Consider the following 16,121-nt stretch of genomic DNA (forward strand, 5'->3'; position numbering starts at 1 on the left):
GGCGACAACGTCACGGTTGCCGTTGAGCTGATCGTTCCGATCGCGATGGAAGAAAAGCTGCGCTTCGCTATCCGCGAAGGCGGCCGCACCGTCGGCGCCGGCATCGTCGCCTCCATCGTCGAGTAATTCGAGGTCGGCCACTCCATCCGAGTGGCCGATTCGATGACAATAATATGATGCAAGCGGCAGTAGCCGCTTGCTTATGACATGGAAATGTTGCAAATGGCGCGCGAGCGCGATTTGCGCCCTGCTTCGGATAACGAAGCGGCCAATGAGATTAACGATAAGGTGGGCCGAAAGGTCTAAAAAAGTGGATGGGGATGCCGTCGCCGGCGTCCCTCTCGATCTTTGAAACCGGTGGTCCGCCTTAGGAAAAAGAAAAATCCGTGCCCTTTTTGAGCGGCACGCGAGATAACAAAACACAAGGATAACGTCGAATGAACGGCCAAAATATCCGCATTCGCCTGAAGGCGTTCGATCACCGGATTCTCGATGCTTCCACGCGCGAGATCGTGTCGACGGCGAAGCGCACCGGTGCTAGCGTCCGGGGCCCCGTTCCGCTTCCGACTCGTATCGAGAAGTTCACGGTAAACCGGTCCCCGCACATCGACAAGAAGAGCCGCGAGCAGTTCGAGATGCGCACGCATAAGCGCCTTCTCGACATCGTTGACCCGACCCCGCAGACGGTAGACGCGCTGATGAAGCTCGATCTCGCCGCCGGTGTCGATGTTGAGATCAAGCTCTGAGACCTCTGGTCCTCGAGCTGAGTGAGAAGGATTGAACCGATGCGTTCAGGTGTGATTGCACAGAAGGTGGGAATGACCCGCGTCTATAACGACGCCGGCGAGCACGTCCCGGTAACCGTATTGCGTTTGGATGGCTGCCAGGTCGTGGCCCAGCGCACAGTAGAAAAGAATGGCTACACCGCAGTTCAGCTCGGTGCTGGCCAGGCGAAAGTTAAGAACACGACGAAGGCCCTGCGCGGTCATTTCGCCGTTGCCAGCGTTGAGCCGAAGGCCAAGCTCGTTGAATTCCGTGTTACGGACGACAACCTGCTCGAAGTTGGTACCGAGCTCAAGGCCGCTCACTTCACGGCGGGCCAGCTCGTCGACGTGACCGGCACGACGATCGGTAAGGGCTTTGCCGGCGCCATCAAGCGCCACGGCTTCGGCGGTCTGCGCGCCACGCATGGTGTGTCGGTTTCGCACCGCTCGCACGGTTCGACCGGCTCGCGCCAGGATCCGGGCAAGGTGTTCAAGAACAAGAAGATGGCTGGTCACATGGGCCAGACCCGCGTCACGACGCAGAACCTCGAAGTGGTATCGACCGATGAAGATCGCGGTCTGATCCTCGTCAAGGGTGCAGTTCCCGGCTCCAAGGGTGCCTGGATCATCGTGCGCGATGCCGTCAAGTCGGCTGCGAAGTAAGGGAGCCAAACCAATGGAATTGAACGTCAAGACCCTCGAGGGAAAAGACGCTGGGAAGGTTTCCCTTTCTGATGCGATTTTCGGCCTCGAGCCGCGTGAGGACATCCTCGCACGCGTCATTCGCTGGCAGCTCGCCAAGAAGCAGCAGGGCACGCATCAGGCAAAGGGCCGCGCAGACGTAGCGCGCACCGGTGCCAAGATGTACAAGCAGAAGGGTACGGGCCGCGCTCGTCACCATTCGGCTCGCGCTCCGCAGTTCCGCGGCGGTGGTAAGGCTCACGGCCCGGTCGCTCGCAGCCATGAGCACGATCTGCCGAAGAAGGTTCGCGCCCTCGGCCTGCGTCATGCTCTGTCCGCCAAGCTCAAGTCCGAAGACGTCATCGTCATCGACAGCCTGGTTGCAGCCGATGCAAAGACCAAGGCTCTGGCCAGCACTTTCGAGACGCTCGGCCTGACCAATGCACTCTTCATCGGTGGCGCTGAGCTCGACAGCAACTTCAAGCTCGCGGCTCAGAACATCCCGAACATCGATGTTCTGCCGATCCAGGGCATCAACGTTTACGACATCCTGCGCCGCGGCAAGCTCGTGCTGTCCAAGGCTGCAGTTGAAGCTCTAGAGGAGCGATTCAAGTGACGGATCTTCGCCATTATGATGTGATCGTGTCTCCTGCGATCACCGAAAAGTCCACGCTGCTTTCGGACAATAACCAGGTTGTTTTCAACGTTGCCAAGACCGCGACGAAGCCTGAAATCAAGGCTGCCGTCGAAGCGCTCTTCGGCGTCAAGGTGACGGCCGTTAACACTCTGCTGCGCCTCGGCAAGACCAAGCGGTTCAAGGGTCTCGTCGGCAAGCAGAAGGACGTGAAGAAGGCTGTTGTGACGCTCGCCGAAGGCCAGTCGATCGACGTCTCCACCGGTCTCTGAGGAATAAGAAAATGGCATTGAAAACATTCAATCCGACGACCCCGAGCCAGCGTCAGCTGGTCATCGTCGATCGCTCCTCGCTCTACAAGGGCAAGCCGGTCAAGACGCTGACGGAAGGCCTGACCTCCAAGGGTGGCCGCAACAACACCGGCCGCATCACCGTGCGTTTCCAGGGTGGCGGTCACAAGCGCAGCTATCGTCTGGTCGACTTCAAGCGTCGCAAGTTCGACGTTGAAGCATCGGTCGAGCGCATCGAATACGACCCGAACCGTACCGCTTACATCGCTCTGGTGAAGTACACGGACGGCGAACTGGCCTACATCCTCGCTCCGCAGCGCCTCGCTGCTGGCGACAAGGTCGTCGCTTCGGAAAAGGCAGTGGACGTGAAGCCGGGCAACACCATGCCGCTTCAGTTCATCCCGGTCGGCTCCATCATCCATAACGTGGAAATGAAGCCGGGCAAGGGCGGTCAGATCGCTCGTTCGGCTGGCTCCTACGCTCAGCTCGTCGGTCGTGACCAGGGCATGGCGATCCTTCGCCTGAATTCGGGCGAACAGCGCCTCGTACATGGCAATTGCCTTGCAACGATCGGTGCGGTTTCGAACCCGGATCATGCCAACATCAACGACGGTAAGGCCGGTCGTTCGCGTTGGCGTGGCAAGAAGCCGCATAACCGCGGCGTTGTCATGAACCCGGTCGACCATCCGCACGGCGGTGGTGAAGGCCGCACCTCCGGTGGTCGTCATCCGGTGACCCCATGGGGCAAGCCGACCAAGGGCAAGCGTACGCGGTCGAACAAGTCGACCGACAAGATGATCATGCGCTCGCGCCATCAGCGCAAGAAGTAAGAGAGGAAGTCTCAAGTGGCTCGTTCAGTATGGAAAGGTCCGTTTGTTGACGGCTATCTTCTCAAGAAGGCTGAGAAGGTGCGCGAAGGCGGACGTAGCGAAGTAATCAAGATGTGGAGCCGTCGCTCCACGATCATGCCGCAGTTCGTTGGTCTCACCTTCGGCGTCTACAACGGCAGCAAGCACATTCCGGTCAGCGTCAACGAAGACATGGTCGGTCACAAGTTCGGCGAGTTCGCCCCGACCCGTACCTATTATGGTCACGGTGCGGACAAGAAGGCGAAGAGGAAGTAACAATGGGCAAGGCAAAAACCGAACGCCGGCTGAAGGACAATGAGGCGCAGGCAGTTGCGCGCACGCTCCGTGTCAGCCCGCAGAAGCTCAACCTAGTCGCGGCTTCGATCCGCGGCAAGAAGGTTGACCGCGCGCTCGCAGAGCTGGAATTCTCGCGCAAGCGTATTGCTGGCGCCGTGAAGAAGACGCTCGAATCTGCGATCGCCAACGCTGAGAACAACCATGATCTCGACGTTGACTCGCTGGTTGTGGCGGAAGCCTACGTCGGCAAGTCGATCGTCATGAAGCGTTTCCACGCTCGTGGCCGTGGCCGCGCGTCTCGTATCGAGCGCCCGTTTGCGCACCTGACGATCGTCGTTCGTGAAGTGGAAGCTCAAGGGGAGGCCGCATAATGGGTCAGAAAATCAATCCAATCGGTTTTCGTCTTGGCATCAACCGTACTTGGGATAGCCGCTGGTTTGCGGACAATGCCGAGTATGGCCAGCTCCTCCACGAAGACCTGAAGATGCGCAAGTTCGTCATGAACGAACTGAAGCAAGCCGGTATCTCCAAGGTGGTCATCGAGCGCCCGCACAAGAAGTGCCGCGTCACGATCCACTCGGCTCGTCCGGGCCTGATCATCGGCAAGAAGGGCGCTGATATCGACAAGCTTCGCAAGAAGCTGTCGGATATGACGAATTCCGAAACGCACCTCAACATTGTTGAAGTTCGCAAGCCGGAAATCGACGCGACGCTGGTTGCCCAGTCGATCGCTCAGCAGCTCGAGCGCCGTGTAGCTTTCCGTCGCGCCATGAAGCGCGCCGTTCAGTCCGCGATGCGTCTTGGCGCCGAAGGCATCAAGATCACCTGCGCCGGCCGTCTCGGTGGTGCGGAAATCGCTCGTACGGAATGGTACCGTGAAGGTCGTGTGCCGCTGCATACGCTGCGCGCCGACATCGACTACGGTACGGCTGAAGCAGAAACCGCTTTCGGTATCTGCGGCATCAAGGTCTGGATCTTCAAGGGCGAAATCCTTGAGCACGATCCGATGGCCTCCGAACGCCGCGCGCTCGAAGGCGACGCCCAGGGTCCGGCTAGCCGCGATCGCGATAGAGACCGCCGCCGCGAAAACGCTTGATAGCGTTCGTGGCAGATAAGTTCGGAGAATAAGAAAATGTTGCAGCCAAAGCGTACGAAGTACCGCAAGCAATTTAAGGGCCGCATCAAGGGCGTTGCCAAGGGTGGTTCTGACCTCGCATTCGGCGAATTCGGTCTGAAGTCGCAGGAGCCCAACCGCGTCAACGCTCGTGAGATCGAAGCGGCTCGCCGCGCGATCACGCGCTATATGAAGCGTGCCGGCCGTGTATGGATCCGCGTGTTCCCGGATGTTCCGGTAACCGCAAAGCCGACCGAAGTCCGCATGGGTAAAGGTAAAGGCTCTGTCGAATACTGGGCATGCAAGGTCAAGCCCGGCCGTATGATGTTCGAGATCGATGGTGTGAGCGAGGAAATCGCTCGTGAGGCTCTGCGCCTCGGCGCCGCCAAGCTCTCGGTCAAGACGCGCTTCGTGCAGCGCATTGCAGAGTAAGGAAGAAGCTCATGAAAGCCGCAGATGTTCGCGCCCTGAGCGCCGACCAACTCAAGGACGAGCTTGCCAAGCTGAAGAAGGAGCAGTTCAACCTGCGCTTTCAGAAGGCGACCGGCCAGCTTGAGAAGTCCTCGCGCATCAATGAAGTCCGCAAGGACATCGCCCGCGTGAAAACCATTGCCCGCCAGAAGGCGGCAGAAGCAAAGGCCTAAAGGAAGAATAACATGCCGAAGCGCATTCTGCAGGGCGTCGTGGTCAGCGACAAGAACGAGAAGACGGTAGTTGTCCGCGTGGAGCGTCGTTTCGCTCACCCGCTGCTTCAGAAGACCGTTCGTCGTTCCAAGAAGTACAAGGCTCACGACGAAAACAATCAGTACAAGGTCGGCGACGTCGTTTCCATCGAGGAATGCGCGCCGATTTCCAAGGACAAGACCTGGACGGTCGTTTCCGCCCAGGCCAAGTAACAGAATTTCGCTCAGGCCCTTGCGCTTGGGCGAAATATCTGTATGAAGCACGAGCTTGGAAGCAGGACGCTCGAGAACGGGCGTTCTTTTGCTTTATTGATGGCCGGCGAAGGTGACCCAGGTGGTCCTTACCGTCGGAGAAATCAGACAAGACACTAGTCCATAAGCCGGGGTAGGGGGCTGTTTAGCCCAACCATTCCGGTAACAACAAGAAGGCGACCTGACATGATTCAGATGCAAACAAACCTCGACGTGGCGGATAATTCCGGCGCACGTCGTGTCATGTGCATCAAGGTGCTGGGCGGCTCGAAGCGCAAGTATGCCTCGATCGGCGACGTCATCGTCGTTTCGATCAAGGAAGCCATTCCGCGCGGCCGCGTGAAGAAGGGTGACGTGATGAAGGCGGTTGTCGTTCGCACCGCCAAGGACATCCGTCGTCCGGATGGCAGCGTCATCCGCTTCGATACCAACGCAGCAGTCCTCATCGACAACAAGAAAGAGCCGATCGGCACCCGTATCTTCGGACCGGTTCCGCGCGAACTTCGCGCCAAGAACCACATGAAGATCATCTCGCTGGCTCCAGAAGTACTGTAAGGAGCGGAGCGATGCAAAAGATCCGTAAAGGCGACAAGGTTGTCGTATTGGCCGGCAAGGACAAGGGCCGTACCGGCGAAGTCATTCAAGTGCTGCCGAAGGAAGACCGCGCGGTCGTCCGTGGCGTCAACGTCATCAAGCGCCACCAGCGCCAGACGCAGACCCAGGAAGCCGGCATCATCAGCAAGGAAGCCCCGCTTCACCTGTCCAACATTGCGATCGTCGACAAGGACGGCAAGCCGACCCGCGTCGGTTTCAAGGTTGTAGATGGCAAGAAGGTCCGTGTGGCCAAGACCTCGGGAGAAGTGATCGATGGCTGAGGCAAAGTACGAGCCGCGGCTCAAGAAGGAATATGTCGCCCGCATTCGCGCAGCGATGCAGGAGAAGTTCTCCTACGCCAACGAAATGCAGATCCCGAAGCTGGACAAGATCGTGATCAACATGGGCGTTGGTGAAGCAACGGCTGATTCGAAGAAGCCGACCGTTGCTGCTGCCGACCTCGCAGCGATCGCCGGCCAGAAGCCGGTTATCACCCGCGCGCGCAACTCCATCGCTGGCTTCAAGGTCCGCGAAAACATGCCGATCGGCGCCAAGGTGACGCTGCGCGGCGCCCGCATGTATGAGTTCCTGGATCGTCTGGTCAACATCGCGCTCCCGCGCGTTCGCGACTTCCGCGGCCTGAACCCGAAGAGCTTTGACGGTCGTGGCAACTTCGCCATGGGCATCAAGGAGCACATTGTGTTCCCTGAGATCAACTACGACAAGGTTGATCAGATGTGGGGCATGGACATCATCGTTTGCACGACGGCGACGACCGACGACGAAGCACGGGCTCTTCTGAAAGAGTTCAACTTCCCGTTCCGTCAATAACCGTAACGACGAGCGTAGAAAAGGAACCCTGATATGGCGAAGACAAGCGCAGTCGAAAAGAACAAGCGCCGCCGCAATACGGTTGCCAACCAGTCCGCGAAGCGGGCTGCCCTGAAGGCAATCATCATGAACCAGTCTCTTCCGATCGAAGACCGGTTCAAGGCCACTCTGAAGCTGGCATCGCTCCCGCGCGATGGATCGAAGACCCGCATTCGCAACCGTTGCGAAGTATCTGGTCGCCCGCGCGCCTATTACCGCAAACTGCGCATGTCGCGTATCGCGCTGCGTGAACTCGGCAATCTCGGCAAGGTGCCGGGTATTGTCAAGTCGAGCTGGTAAGGAGCAGATTAGATGACTATGACTGATCCTTTGGGCGATATGCTCACCCGCATCCGCAACGGCGCTTCCCGCCGCAAGTCGTCGGTTTCGACGCCTGCGTCCAAGCTTCGTGCGCGTGTTCTCGATGTTCTGCAGGCTGAAGGCTATATCCGTGGCTACTCCGTCGTCGATTTCGGCAACGGCAAGTCTGAGCTCAACATCGAGCTCAAGTACTATGAAGGCTCTTCGGTGATCCGTGAGATCGGCCGTGTGTCCAAGCCGGGCCGCCGAGTTTATGTCTCGGTCAAGTCCATTCCGCAGGTCGCGAACGGCCTCGGCATCACCATCCTTTCGACTCCGAAGGGTGTGATGGCCGATCACCAGGCTCGCGAACAGAATGTTGGTGGCGAGGTTCTCTGCTCGGTCTTCTAAGATCGAACAGAGATCTCCCTCGAAACAGACAGGTTTGAAAAAATGTCTCGTATCGGTAAGAAGCCCGTTCAGGTGCCTGCAGGAATCACGGCCTCGGTTGATGGCCAGAAGGTGACTGCTAAGGGCCCCAAGGGCGAACTGGTTTTCGTCGCTAACGACGAAATCGGTCTCAAGCTGGAAGATAATGCAATTGTCGTGACGCCGCTCAACGACTCCAAGGATGCTCGCGCAAAGTGGGGCATGTCCCGCACGATGATCGAGAACATCCTGAAGGGTGTTAAGGACGGCTACGAGCGCAAGCTCGAAATCAACGGCGTCGGCTACCGTGCCTCCATGCAGGGCAAGAACCTGCAGCTCGCGCTCGGCTTCAGCCACGACGTGGTTTATGAGCCGCCGGTCGGCATCACGATTGCTGTGCCGAAGCCGACGGAAATCGTCGTCTCCGGCATCAACAAGCAACAGGTCGGCCAGGTTGCCGCTGAAATCCGCGAATATCGCGGTCCTGAGCCCTACAAGGGCAAGGGCGTCAAGTATGCCGACGAGCGGATCGTCCGCAAAGAAGGCAAGAAGAAGTAAGGATCACGCGAAATGGCTAGCAGGAAAGAAGCACTTGCACGTCGTGCCAACCGCGTGCGCCGTCAACTCAAGTCGGTGGCCAATGGCCGTCCGCGCCTGTCGGTTCATCGCTCGTCGAAGAACATCTACGCCCAGGTCATCGATGATGTGGCTGGCAAGACGCTTGCGTCTGCCTCCACCCTCGACAAGGATCTTCGCGGTTCTCTGAAGACCGGTGCCGACACCGCAGCCGCTGCTCTTGTAGGTAAGCTCGTCGCCGAGCGTGCCTCCAAGGCCGGCGTTAAGGAAGTCGTGTTCGATCGCGGCGCCTTCATCTACCACGGCCGCATCAAGGCCCTGGCCGATGCAGCCCGCGAAGGCGGCCTGACCTTCTGATCAAGTTTCCGGCCGGCAGCTTTCGAGCGCCGGCCGGATATCACCGGACCGCTGATCTCCTTCGGGAGGTCGATGCGGTCTTCGTTTTGTTTGCCGATTGCACCCGGAAAAGAAAAAGGAAGAGGACAATGGCACAGGAAAAGAGGGCTCCGCGGGAAGACCGCCAGAGCCGTGAAGAGCGCGATAGCGAATTCGTCGACAAGCTGGTCGCGATCAACCGCGTCGCCAAGGTTGTAAAGGGTGGCCGCCGTTTCGGTTTCGCCGCTCTCGTCGTCGTCGGTGACCAGAAGGGCCGCGTAGGCTTTGGTCATGGCAAGGCACGCGAAGTGCCGGAAGCGATCCGCAAGGCAACCGAAAGCGCCAAGCGCGACATGATCTTCGTACCGCTGCGTGACGGCCGTACGCTGCATCACGACGTTCATGGCCGCCATGGCGCTGGCAAGGTTCTGCTGCGCTCGGCTAAGGTCGGTACCGGTATCATCGCAGGTGGCCCGATGCGCGCCGTTTTCGAAACGCTCGGCGTTCATGACGTCGTTGCCAAGTCGACCGGTTCGTCGAACCCGTACAACATGGTTCGCGCCACGTTCGACGCCCTGAAGCACCAGGTTCACCCGAAGGACATCGCAGCTCAGCGCGGCATCAAGTATGCCACCCTGCAGGCTCGCCGCGCGTCCTCGGGCAACGCCTCCGAAGAATAAGGGAGTTTGACCTATGGCCAAGACGACCAAGAAGGCTGAAGCCAAGGCGACCGTTACGGTCGAGCAGATTGGCAGCCCGATCCGCCGTCCGGATGTTCAGCAGAAGACGCTGATCGGTCTCGGACTGAACAAGATGCACCGTCGCCGCACGCTGGAAGACACTCCGGCTGTTCGTGGCATGATCCGTGCTGTCCAGCATCTCGTTCGCGTTGTCGACGAGAAGTGAGCCGGAGGTATTCGCTATGAAACTGAATGAGATCAAGGATAACGAAGGCTCGACCCATAGCCGCAAGCGCCTCGGCCGCGGCATCGGCTCCGGCTCCGGCAAGACCGGCGGCCGTGGTGTGAAGGGTCAGAAGTCCCGTTCGGGCGTTGCCATCAACGGCTTCGAAGGCGGTCAGATGCCCATCTACCGTCGCCTGCCGAAGCGCGGCTTCACCAATATCTTCGCTGCCGACTACGTCGTTGTGTCGCTGGCTCGCATCCAGGCTGCCGTCGATGCCGGCAAGCTCGATGCCAAGGCAACCGTCGACGCAGCAGCCCTAAAGGCTGCGGGCGTGATTCGCCGCGTCAAGGACGGCGTTCGCGTTCTCTCGGACGGCGAACTGAAGGCGAAGCTTTCGCTGGAAGTTGCAGGCGCCTCCAAGCCGGCGGTCGAAAAGATCGAAAAGGCTGGCGGTTCCATCAAGCTGCTCGCTTCTGTCGCAGAATAATCTTATCAATAAATCGCCCGGGGTGCTTCACACCGGGCGATTTTGCTCCCATATGTGAGCCTCACGAACCTGAGCGATGCAGCAGTGTCTTTTCAGGGAATAACGGGAACCAAGGGTGAGGCATCCGATTGCAGTGCAATCCGTCCAAAACCCGGCTTTTAAACAATTAAAGACTGATTCCGGACCCGGCCGATTATGCCGGAATTGGTAATGCGGAGATTTGCATGGCTTCTGCAGCGGAACAATTGGCATCCAATCTCAATTTTTCGACCTTTGCCAAAGCCGAGGATCTCAAGAAGCGACTGTGGTTCACGCTCGGCGCTCTCCTCGTCTACCGTCTGGGTACCCACATCCCGCTTCCGGGCCTCAATCCGGCGGCCTATGCCCAGGCCTTTCAGAATCAGTCCGGCGGCATCCTCGGCCTTTTCAATATGTTTTCCGGCGGCGCCGTGCAGCGCATGGCGATTTTCGCGCTCGGCATCATGCCCTATATTTCCGCTTCGATCATCGTGCAGCTCATGACCTCGGTCGTGCCGGCGCTCGAAAACCTGAAGAAGGAAGGCGAGCAGGGCCGCAAGATCATCAACCAGTACACCCGTTACGGCACGGTGTTGCTCGGCGCCTTGCAGGCCTATGGCATTGCGATCGGCCTTGAGCACGGTAATGGCGTGGTTCTCGACCCAGGCTGGTTTTTCCGCCTTTCGACGGTCGTCACGCTGCTCGGCGGCACGATGTTCCTGATGTGGCTTGGTGAACAGGTTACCTCGCGCGGCATCGGCAACGGTATTTCGCTGATCATCTTCGCAGGCATCGCAGCCGGTCTGCCGACCGCGCTTGCCGGTACACTGGAACTCGGCCGCACGGGCGCTCTGTCGACCGGCCTCATTCTGGCCGTGCTTGTCGTCGCTGTCCTGGTCATCGGGCTTATCGTGTTCGTTGAGCGCGCCCAGCGCCGCCTGTTGATCCAGTATCCGAAGCGCCAGGTTGGCACCCGCATGTTCCAGGGCGATACCTCGCATCTGCCGCTGAAGCTCAACACATCAGGCGTTATTCCGGCGATCTTTGCATCTTCGCTGCTGCTGCTGCCTGCGACCGTCGCCGGTCTCGGCAACAACACGGCCCTGCCGACCTGGGTCACCTCCATCGTCGCGGCCCTTGGTCATGGTCAGCCGATCTACATGGTGCTCTACGGTGCCTTGATCGCCTTCTTCGCCTTCTTCTACACGGCGCTGGTCTTCAATCCGAAGGATACGGCCGACAATCTGAAGAAGCACGGCGGCTTCATTCCGGGCATCCGTCCGGGTGAGCGCACCGCCGAATATATCGATTATGTGCTGACCCGAATCACGGTGATTGGCGCGATCTATCTTGTCTTCGTCTGCATTCTGCCCGAAATTCTCGTGTCCCAGACCGGTATTCCGCTGTCTCTGGGTGGCACTTCGCTTCTGATCGTGGTTAGCGTAACGCTGGATACGGTGGCGCAGATTCAGGGTCACCTGATCGCACAGCAATATGAAGGCCTGATCAAGAAATCGAAGCTGCGTGGAGGAAAGAGGGGGCGATGAGATTAATACTTTTGGGGCCGCCGGGCGCAGGTAAGGGGACCCAGGCCCAGCGTATCGTGGAAAAGTACGGCATTCCGCAGCTTTCCACGGGCGATATGCTGAGGGCTGCGGTGGCGGCTGGGACTGAAGTAGGCAAGCGCGCCAAGGCCGTCATGGATGCCGGCAAGCTTGTTTCAGACGAAATTGTCAATGCCATCGTGTCCGAGCGCATCGATCAACCGGATTGCGCCAAGGGCTTCATTCTTGACGGTTATCCGCGCACGCTCATCCAGGCTGACGCGACCGAGGAAATGTTGAAGGCGAAAGGCCTCAACCTTTCTGTCGTGATCGAGATCAAGGTGGATGACGCCGTGCTCGCCGATCGCATTTCGGGCCGTTATACCTGCGCCAACTGCGGCGCCGGTTATCACGACGAAAACCTGAAGCCGAAGGCGGAAGGCGTGTGTGACCGTTGCGGTTCCACGCACTTCAAGCGCCGTGCCGACGACAACAGGGAAACGGTGGTCGAGCGCCTGCAGGTCTACTACAAGGAAACCTCGCCGCTCATCGGTTACTACTACGCCAAGGGCAAGCTTCAATCGGTCGACGGCATGGCCGATATCGAGCATGTGACCGCCGATATCGATGCCATCCTGTCCAAGCTTTGGATGGCCTAAAATAAACTTGCCGGGGCGGTTGCTTTTTTGCGCTGATTCCGCTAAACACCGCGCCAACTCGCGACATGCCATGCGATCGGCGCGGATTTCCGTAGGGAGGTCCGGGTACGGTCGTTTTGACGTGTTGCGGACCCAAGTTTGAACAAGCAGCTCCAGGGCTGCATAACAAAACCTTTTGCTCAGGCAGAGGGAATGCAAGGAGAACAGGCGTGGCTCGTATCGCTGGCGTCAACATCCCGACTGCAAAGCGCGTTGTAATTGCGCTTCGCTACATTCACGGGATCGGACCTAAGTTTGCACAGGAAATCTGCGAGAAGGTCGGTATCCCGGCCGAGCGTCGCGTCAACCAGTTGACGGATGCTGAAGTTCTGCAGATCCGCGAAACCATCGACCGCGACTATCAGGTCGAAGGCGACCTTCGTCGCGAAACCGCGATGAACATCAAGCGTCTGATGGACCTTGGCAGCTACCGCGGCCTGCGTCATCGTCGCGGCCTGCCGGTTCGCGGCCAGCGCACCCATACCAATGCCCGCACCCGCAAGGGTCCGGCAAAGGCTATTGCTGGTAAGAAGAAGTAATTTCCGGGAAACCGGATTTGGGAGGCTGGCGGTCTGCGCCGGCCTCTTTTGAGTTTGGAGCGGGACCATGTAGGTGCCGTTCCGGTGTAGCCGCTGGCATTACGGCGGTGAAGAGATCCAAGAAAGGACTACCATGGCCAAGGAAGCCGTCCGCGTTCGCCGTCGCGAGCGCAAGAATATCACGTCGGGCGTTGCGCACGTCAATTCGACCTTCAACAACACGATGATCACCATCACCGACGCACAGGGCAACGCGATTGCCTGGTCGTCCGCTGGTGCCAAGGGCTTCAAGGGTTCGCGCAAGTCGACCCCGTTCGCTGCTCAGATCGCTGCTGAAGACTGCGCCAAGAAGGCCCAGGAACATGGCATGAAGTCGCTGGAAGTCGAAGTTTGCGGCCCGGGCTCCGGTCGTGAATCCGCTCTGCGCGCGCTCCAGGCTGCCGGTTTCATGATCACGTCCATCCGCGACGTGACCCCGATCCCGCACAATGGTTGCCGCCCGCGCAAGAAGCGCCGCGTCTGATCATCGCCACTCACGACACCGGCCGGCGCATATGTGTCCGGCTTGGTGCTTCTCAAGCTCGGTTGTCACGATTGGATGGTGGCAACGAACGGAAGGCAAGAACATGATTCAGAAAAACTGGCAGGAACTGATCAAGCCAAACAAGGTCGAGTTTTCCTCGAGCGGCCGCACCAAGGCTACGCTCGTGGCAGAACCGCTGGAGCGTGGCTTCGGTCTCACCCTCGGCAACGCGCTGCGCCGCGTTCTGCTGTCCTCTCTGCGCGGCGCCGCTGTGACGGCCGTGCAGATCGACGGCGTGCTGCATGAGTTCTCCTCTATCCCGGGTGTTCGGGAAGACGTGACGGACATCGTGCTGAACATCAAGGAAATCGCCATCAAGATGGATGGCGATGACAGCAAGCGCATGGTCGTCCGCAAGCAGGGCCCAGGCGTAGTAACAGCTGGCGACATCCAGACGGTCGGCGACATCGAAATCCTCAATCCCGAGCATGTCATCTGCACGCTCGACGAGGGCGCCGAAATCCGCATGGAATTCACCGTCAACAACGGCAAGGGCTACGTCCCGGCCGAGCGCAATCGTGCGGAAGATGCTCCGATCGGCCTCATCCCGGTCGACAGCCTTTATTCGCCGGTCAAGAAGGTGTCCTACAAGGTTGAAAACACCCGCGAAGGACAGGTTCTCGACTACGACAAGCTGAGCATGTCGATCGAAACCGATGGCTCGATCACCGGCGAAGATGCCGTCGCTTTCGCGGCTCGTATCCTCCAGGATCAGCTTGGCGTCTTCGTCAACTTCGACGAGCCGCAGAAGGAAGCCGAAGAAGAAGCAGTCACCGAACTTGCTTTCAACCCGGCGCTCCTCAAGAAGGTGGACGAACTGGAACTGTCTGTTCGCTCGGCAAACTGCCTGAAGAACGACAACATCGTCTATATCGGCGACCTCATTCAGAAGACCGAAGCAGAAATGCTCCGCACGCCGAATTTTGGTCGCAAGTCGCTGAACGAAATCAAGGAAGTTCTCGCTTCCATGGGCCTGCACCTCGGCATGGAAGTGCCGGCATGGCCGCCCGAGAACATCGAAGATCTCGCCAAGCGTTACGAAGACCAATACTAACCAACAAACTGCAGGCGAGCGATGCCTGCAAGTGAAGGAGAATAGCCATGCGCCACGGTAAAGCCGGCCGCAAGCTGAATAGAACCGCTAGCCACCGTAAGGCGATGTTCGCCAACATGGCGGCTTCGCTCATCACCCATGAGCAGATCGTCACCACGCTCCCGAAGGCGAAGGAAATTCGTCCGATCGTCGAGAAGCTGGTTACCCTCGGCAAGCGCGGCGACCTGCACGCTCGTCGTCAGGCCATCTCGCAGATCCGCGACGCAGCTGTCGTCTCGAAGCTCTTCGACGCGATTGCAACGCGCTACGCCACCCGCAACGGCGGCTACCTGCGCATCATGAAGGCCGGCTTCCGCCAGGGCGACAATGCCGCTCTCGCAGTTGTCGAGTTCGTCGATCGCGATATCAATGCCAAGGGCGCAGCCGACAAGGCTCGCGTTGCTGCTGAAGAAGAAGCCGCTGCCGCTTAAGGCCAGCTTCGCATACAAGATTAAAAGGCCGGATGAGCGATCATCCGGCCTTTTGTCGTTTACGACTTTGAAATGCCAGCTTTGATGCGCGCCCTTACTCCGGAATATGGACGTGCTGTTTGATGTGCTTCAGATTGGCGACAATGGTGAAGGTCATGATGACCAGAAGGCACCATGAACTCCACTTGCCGATGTGTACCATCGACCAAGCACCGAGCTGATTTGGATATTTCCATATGCCGAGAAAGGTGCTGATATTTTCCGCCAGCCAGATGAAGAAGCCGATCAGGACGAATGACAGTAAGAGCGGCATCCGCCGGTCACGATCATAAGGGCGGAATATCACCGTCGACCGCGCGTAAAGGCCCATGAGGCAAGCGGCAATATACCAGCGATAGTCACCAATATAGTGATGCGTGAAGAAATTTGCGTAGATCACCAAGGCCGACGCGCCGGCCATCCAATAGGGCGGGTGATGTTTGATGCGAAGATCGAAGAGCCGCCAAGCTTGAATGATGTAGCTGCCAACCGCGGCGTACATGAAGCCCGAGAACAACGGAACACCAAGCAGCTTCGTGTAGGCATGATCCGGATAGGCCCAGGATTGTATGTTGCCGGAGGTTTTGAAGACTTCGAGTGCAAAGCCAACGACATGAAAGAGACAAACGGCTTTCAGTTCGTCAAAGCTTTCAAGCTTTGCCCAAACCATCCAAATCTGGATGGCCAGCGCAATGATCAGCAACACATCGTAGCGCGGGATATGAAGAAGCCCAGCGCGTGGAACGGTAAAGACCGCCAGAAAGAACAATCCGGCGAAGAGACAGGCGCGGGCCTCTTTCAGCCCGAAGAAAAGGAATTCGATTGCAAAGCGATGAAGGCCCGTCAGGTCGGAAGGGCGCGGATTTGGATCAAGGCAGCTATCGCCGTCCGGCGTGCGATTTTCCCATGAAACGACTTTGGACATCAAATGCTCCCCCCGCGGCGCCGGTGAATCGCCGGACTGATTGCTGACACGAGGAGCATGGCAAAATTACAGCTTAACCTTGTATTGGTGCGATCTATCTCTTCCGTTGAAAATCGGCGAAGGGCATTGCTTTTCCCGGCTGCCGCGGCAA

At 58.6% G+C, this 16,121-nt stretch carries 29 protein-coding genes; 28 read left to right on the top strand and 1 reads right to left on the bottom strand.

Annotation, left to right across the window (positions count from 1 at the left end):
- The 28 genes from ACXHXG_RS29540 to rplQ all read left to right on the top strand — a co-directional run.
- Positions 1-126 (top strand): EF-Tu C-terminal domain-related protein (locus tag ACXHXG_RS29540; protein ID WP_456320594.1); only part of this gene is annotated, 126 nt, incomplete at its 5' end.
- Between the two features lie 311 nt (positions 127-437).
- A complete protein-coding gene (gene rpsJ, locus ACXHXG_RS29545) occupies positions 438-746 on the top strand; it encodes a 30S ribosomal protein S10 (RefSeq protein ID WP_003547547.1) in 309 nt (102 codons plus the stop codon).
- Positions 747-785: 39 nt separating this feature from the next.
- On the top strand, positions 786-1,427 hold the full coding sequence (gene rplC / locus ACXHXG_RS29550; protein WP_028753974.1) for a 50S ribosomal protein L3: 642 nt from the start codon (positions 786-788) through the stop codon (positions 1,425-1,427).
- Positions 1,428-1,440: 13 nt separating this feature from the next.
- Complete coding sequence (rplD, locus tag ACXHXG_RS29555; RefSeq protein WP_104822784.1) at positions 1,441-2,061, top strand: 50S ribosomal protein L4; 621 nt, start codon at positions 1,441-1,443, stop codon at positions 2,059-2,061.
- Positions 2,058-2,351, top strand: coding sequence for a 50S ribosomal protein L23 (locus ACXHXG_RS29560; RefSeq protein WP_015339600.1), 294 nt, complete (start codon positions 2,058-2,060; stop codon positions 2,349-2,351). Before rplD ends, ACXHXG_RS29560 begins: the two co-directional genes overlap by 4 nt.
- A gap of 11 nt (positions 2,352-2,362) precedes the next feature.
- Positions 2,363-3,199 carry a 50S ribosomal protein L2 gene (gene rplB, locus ACXHXG_RS29565; protein WP_104822785.1) on the top strand — a complete coding sequence of 279 codons (837 nt, stop codon included), beginning with the start codon at positions 2,363-2,365 and terminating at the stop codon, positions 3,197-3,199.
- Between the two features lie 15 nt (positions 3,200-3,214).
- Entirely contained in the window at positions 3,215-3,493 is a 279-nt protein-coding gene (gene rpsS, locus ACXHXG_RS29570; RefSeq protein WP_004118389.1) for a 30S ribosomal protein S19, read from the top strand.
- Between the two features lie 2 nt (positions 3,494-3,495).
- A complete protein-coding gene (gene rplV, locus ACXHXG_RS29575; protein WP_004118391.1) occupies positions 3,496-3,885 on the top strand; it encodes a 50S ribosomal protein L22 in 390 nt (129 codons plus the stop codon).
- The gene (rpsC, locus tag ACXHXG_RS29580) at positions 3,885-4,610 is read left to right on the top strand and encodes a 30S ribosomal protein S3 (protein WP_104822786.1); all 726 of its coding nucleotides are present in this window, start codon (positions 3,885-3,887) and stop codon (positions 4,608-4,610) included. Before rplV ends, rpsC begins: the two co-directional genes overlap by 1 nt.
- A gap of 36 nt (positions 4,611-4,646) precedes the next feature.
- Entirely contained in the window at positions 4,647-5,060 is a 414-nt protein-coding gene (rplP, locus tag ACXHXG_RS29585) for a 50S ribosomal protein L16 (protein WP_004118395.1), read from the top strand.
- Between the two features lie 11 nt (positions 5,061-5,071).
- Positions 5,072-5,272, top strand: a complete 201-nt coding sequence (rpmC, locus tag ACXHXG_RS29590; protein WP_007690763.1) for a 50S ribosomal protein L29 — start codon at positions 5,072-5,074, stop codon at positions 5,270-5,272.
- 12 nt (positions 5,273-5,284) lie between these two features.
- The gene (rpsQ, locus tag ACXHXG_RS29595; protein WP_028753969.1) at positions 5,285-5,524 is read left to right on the top strand and encodes a 30S ribosomal protein S17; all 240 of its coding nucleotides are present in this window, start codon (positions 5,285-5,287) and stop codon (positions 5,522-5,524) included.
- Between the two features lie 225 nt (positions 5,525-5,749).
- Positions 5,750-6,118, top strand: a complete 369-nt coding sequence (rplN, locus tag ACXHXG_RS29600) for a 50S ribosomal protein L14 (RefSeq protein WP_003573790.1) — start codon at positions 5,750-5,752, stop codon at positions 6,116-6,118.
- Positions 6,119-6,129: 11 nt separating this feature from the next.
- Positions 6,130-6,438, top strand: coding sequence for a 50S ribosomal protein L24 (gene rplX, locus ACXHXG_RS29605; protein WP_104822787.1), 309 nt, complete (start codon positions 6,130-6,132; stop codon positions 6,436-6,438).
- Positions 6,431-6,988, top strand: a complete 558-nt coding sequence (gene rplE, locus ACXHXG_RS29610; protein WP_004118404.1) for a 50S ribosomal protein L5 — start codon at positions 6,431-6,433, stop codon at positions 6,986-6,988. The genes rplX and rplE overlap by 8 nt, the downstream gene beginning before the upstream one ends.
- Before the next feature lie 33 nt (positions 6,989-7,021).
- Complete coding sequence (gene rpsN, locus ACXHXG_RS29615; protein ID WP_028753966.1) at positions 7,022-7,327, top strand: 30S ribosomal protein S14; 306 nt, start codon at positions 7,022-7,024, stop codon at positions 7,325-7,327.
- Between the two features lie 12 nt (positions 7,328-7,339).
- Positions 7,340-7,738 (top strand): 30S ribosomal protein S8, encoded by a 399-nt coding sequence (rpsH, locus tag ACXHXG_RS29620; RefSeq protein ID WP_104822788.1) that lies wholly within the window; start codon positions 7,340-7,342, stop codon positions 7,736-7,738.
- Positions 7,739-7,780: 42 nt separating this feature from the next.
- Positions 7,781-8,314, top strand: a complete 534-nt coding sequence (gene rplF, locus ACXHXG_RS29625) for a 50S ribosomal protein L6 (protein WP_104822789.1) — start codon at positions 7,781-7,783, stop codon at positions 8,312-8,314.
- Between the two features lie 12 nt (positions 8,315-8,326).
- Positions 8,327-8,689, top strand: a complete 363-nt coding sequence (rplR, locus tag ACXHXG_RS29630) for a 50S ribosomal protein L18 (protein WP_028753963.1) — start codon at positions 8,327-8,329, stop codon at positions 8,687-8,689.
- Positions 8,690-8,817: 128 nt separating this feature from the next.
- Positions 8,818-9,387 carry a 30S ribosomal protein S5 gene (gene rpsE, locus ACXHXG_RS29635; RefSeq protein WP_104822791.1) on the top strand — a complete coding sequence of 190 codons (570 nt, stop codon included), beginning with the start codon at positions 8,818-8,820 and terminating at the stop codon, positions 9,385-9,387.
- 13 nt (positions 9,388-9,400) lie between these two features.
- A complete protein-coding gene (gene rpmD, locus ACXHXG_RS29640; RefSeq protein ID WP_007690786.1) occupies positions 9,401-9,613 on the top strand; it encodes a 50S ribosomal protein L30 in 213 nt (70 codons plus the stop codon).
- Between the two features lie 16 nt (positions 9,614-9,629).
- Positions 9,630-10,100 carry a 50S ribosomal protein L15 gene (gene rplO, locus ACXHXG_RS29645; RefSeq protein WP_104822792.1) on the top strand — a complete coding sequence of 157 codons (471 nt, stop codon included), beginning with the start codon at positions 9,630-9,632 and terminating at the stop codon, positions 10,098-10,100.
- A 224-nt stretch (positions 10,101-10,324) separates the two neighbouring features.
- Complete coding sequence (gene secY / locus ACXHXG_RS29650) at positions 10,325-11,665, top strand: preprotein translocase subunit SecY (RefSeq protein ID WP_104822793.1); 1,341 nt, start codon at positions 10,325-10,327, stop codon at positions 11,663-11,665.
- Entirely contained in the window at positions 11,662-12,321 is a 660-nt protein-coding gene (locus ACXHXG_RS29655; RefSeq protein ID WP_457901598.1) for an adenylate kinase, read from the top strand. The genes secY and ACXHXG_RS29655 overlap by 4 nt, the downstream gene beginning before the upstream one ends.
- A 209-nt stretch (positions 12,322-12,530) precedes the next feature.
- On the top strand, positions 12,531-12,899 hold the full coding sequence (gene rpsM / locus ACXHXG_RS29660) for a 30S ribosomal protein S13 (protein ID WP_004118424.1): 369 nt from the start codon (positions 12,531-12,533) through the stop codon (positions 12,897-12,899).
- Between the two features lie 133 nt (positions 12,900-13,032).
- Positions 13,033-13,422: a 30S ribosomal protein S11 gene (gene rpsK, locus ACXHXG_RS29665; protein ID WP_004118426.1), complete on the top strand. Its 390-nt coding sequence runs from the start codon at positions 13,033-13,035 to the stop codon at positions 13,420-13,422.
- Positions 13,423-13,525: 103 nt separating this feature from the next.
- On the top strand, positions 13,526-14,536 hold the full coding sequence (locus ACXHXG_RS29670) for a DNA-directed RNA polymerase subunit alpha (protein WP_028753958.1): 1,011 nt from the start codon (positions 13,526-13,528) through the stop codon (positions 14,534-14,536).
- A gap of 47 nt (positions 14,537-14,583) precedes the next feature.
- A complete protein-coding gene (rplQ, locus tag ACXHXG_RS29675) occupies positions 14,584-15,006 on the top strand; it encodes a 50S ribosomal protein L17 (RefSeq protein ID WP_104822795.1) in 423 nt (140 codons plus the stop codon).
- A 94-nt stretch (positions 15,007-15,100) separates the two neighbouring features.
- On the opposite strand, the gene ACXHXG_RS29680 is transcribed toward rplQ, so the two are convergent.
- The gene (locus ACXHXG_RS29680; RefSeq protein WP_457901599.1) at positions 15,101-15,970 is read right to left on the bottom strand and encodes a DUF817 domain-containing protein; all 870 of its coding nucleotides are present in this window, start codon (positions 15,968-15,970) and stop codon (positions 15,101-15,103) included.
- Positions 15,971-16,121 lie beyond the last annotated feature (151 nt).

The sequence above is a fragment of the Rhizobium sp. LEGMi-198b genome, from assembly GCF_054114205.1.